Genomic DNA, 1425 nt, shown 5'->3' with positions numbered 1-1425 from the left:
CGATCCCCGTGACCCGCTGGGTCGGTTGCAGCGCTTCTTCGATCCCGGAACCGTTCTGCCCCTGCATCCCCGCGACAAGTCGGGTGTGCTCGCCGCTATCGGCGAGGTCGACGGCGTCCGTACCGTCGCCTACTGCTCCGACGCCACCGTGATGGGCGGCGCCATGGGCGTGGAGGGCTGCAAGCACATCGTCGACGCGATCGACACCGCCATCGATTCCAAGGTGCCCGTGGTGGGCCTGTGGCATTCCGGTGGCGCTCGCCTGGCCGAGGGCGTGGAAGCCCTGCACGCGGTCGGACTGGTCTTCGAGGCCATGGTCCGCGCGTCCGGTCAGGTCCCCCAGATTTCGGTGGTCCTCGGCTTCGCCGCCGGTGGCGCCGCCTACGGTCCCGCGCTGACCGACATCGTGATCATGGCCCCCGAGGGCCGTGTCTTCGTCACCGGACCCGATGTCGTGCGCTCGGTCACCGGCGAGAACGTGGACATGGCGACCCTGGGCGGCCCGATCACCCACGGCAAGAAGTCCGGCGTCTGCCACATCATGGCCGATGACGAATCCGACGCCATGCACCGCGCCCGCCGCCTGGTGTCGATGTTCGCCGAGCAGGGCGAATTCGATCTGGCCGCAGCCGAACACGGCGATGTCGATTTGAAGGCCATGATGCCGGCCTCGGCCAAGCGCGCCTACGACGTCAAGCCGATCATCCACGAGCTGCTCGACAACGTCGACGGCGAAAGCTCTTTCGAGGAACTCCAAGGCGGCTACGCGCGCTCCATGGTGGTCGGCATCGGCCGCCTCGGTGGGCGCACGGTCGGTGTGCTGGCCAACAACCCGATCCGCCTGGGTGGCTGCCTCAACTCCGAAAGTGCCGAGAAGGCTTCACGTTTCGTGCGCCTGTGCAACGCGTTCGGTATCCCGCTGATCGTGGTCACCGACGTCCCCGGCTACCTGCCGGGTGTCTCGCAGGAACTCGAGGGTGTGGTGCGCCGCGGCGCGAAGCTGCTGCACGCCTTCGCCGAGGCCCGCGTCCCGCGGGTGACCCTGGTGACCCGCAAGATCTACGGTGGCGCCTACATCGCCATGAACGCCCGCTCCCTGGGCGCCACGGCCGTGTACGCGTGGCCGGGCTCCGAGGTCGCCGTGATGGGCGCCAAGGCCGCGGTCGGCATTCTGCACAAGAAGGCCATCGCCGCCGCTCCCGAAGACGAGCGTGAGGCCATGATCGAGCGCCTCACCGAGGAGCACGAGCGCATCGCCGGCGGTGTCCAGCGCGCCATCGCGATCGGTGTGGTCGACGAGGTCATCGAACCGTCCAAGACGCGTTCGACCATCGCCGCCGCCCTGGCCGCCGCACCGGCACGCCCGCAGCACAACAAGAACATCCCGCTGTAAATCACTACACGGCAACAAAAGCGGGCAGCCTC

At 68.3% G+C, this 1425-nt stretch carries 1 protein-coding gene; it reads left to right on the top strand.

Features of this window, described 5'->3' with window-relative positions:
* On the top strand, nucleotides 1-1393 hold a 1393-nt coding region (locus ACH438_RS46240), incomplete at its 5' end, for an acyl-CoA carboxylase subunit beta (protein ID WP_397017720.1).
* Nucleotides 1394-1425 lie beyond the last annotated feature (32 nt).

It is taken from the genome of Nocardia sp. NPDC020380 (assembly GCF_044386975.1).
Classification (GTDB): Bacteria; Actinomycetota; Actinomycetes; order Mycobacteriales; family Mycobacteriaceae; genus Nocardia.
This window is presented reverse-complemented; position numbering and strand designations above follow the sequence as displayed.